Source organism: Caballeronia sp. AZ10_KS36, from assembly GCF_023631105.1.
Taxonomy (GTDB): Bacteria; Pseudomonadota; Gammaproteobacteria; order Burkholderiales; family Burkholderiaceae; genus Caballeronia.
In genome coordinates, this window is sequence record NZ_JALQDQ010000021.1 from 1 (window position 1) to 597 (window position 597).

The window sequence follows — 597 nt, forward strand, 5'->3', positions numbered from 1 at the left end:
AGCGTGGTCTTGCCGTGGTCAACGTGACCGATCGTGCCCACGTTCACGTGCGGCTTGGTCCGCTCGAATTTACCTTTGGCCATTTTCGACTCCTAACAGGATTTTCGCACCTTGCGCCGCGCGCAACTTACTAGACTGATACAGCTGGTGCCCATGGGCAGGATCGAACTGCCGACCTCTCCCTTACCAAGGGAGTGCTCTACCACTGAGCCACATGGGCACTACAAAACCGACACTGGAGCGGGTGAAGGGAATCGAACCCTCGTCATAAGCTTGGAAGGCTTCTGCTCTACCATTGAGCTACACCCGCGAGGGTTAGATTCCCTTACCGCTTGAATTCTGGTGGAGGAGGTTGGATTCGAACCAACGTAGGCGTAAGCCAACAGATTTACAGTCTGCCCCCTTTAGCCACTCGGGCACCCCTCCGCAGAGAACTATCGATTATGGGGTAACAACACGCGGTTGTCAAGTGCTTCTTGCGAAGCGAATCGATGAGGCTCTCACTTATAGTTGTCGCCCCAACGCAAAAACCCCACCTTTTCGGGGTGGGGTTTTTGTTTGAGCAAGGGGGAGCCTGACGATTACCTACTTTCACAC

1 protein-coding gene and 3 tRNA genes are annotated in these 597 nt (G+C 54.3%); all 4 read right to left on the reverse strand.

The window, feature by feature from the left end; genetic code table 11:
* Positions 1–83: GTP-binding protein (locus tag NCR35_RS14270; protein WP_042615313.1), on the reverse strand; the 83-nt coding region annotated here is incomplete at its 3' end.
* Positions 84–145: 62 nt separating this feature from the next.
* Positions 146–220: transfer RNA gene (locus NCR35_RS14275), tRNA-Thr, on the reverse strand.
* 16 nt (positions 221–236) lie between these two features.
* Positions 237–310: transfer RNA gene (locus NCR35_RS14280), tRNA-Gly, on the reverse strand.
* A 30-nt stretch (positions 311–340) separates the two neighbouring features.
* Positions 341–426, reverse strand: a tRNA-Tyr gene (locus tag NCR35_RS14285).
* Positions 427–597: the final 171 nt, after the last annotated feature.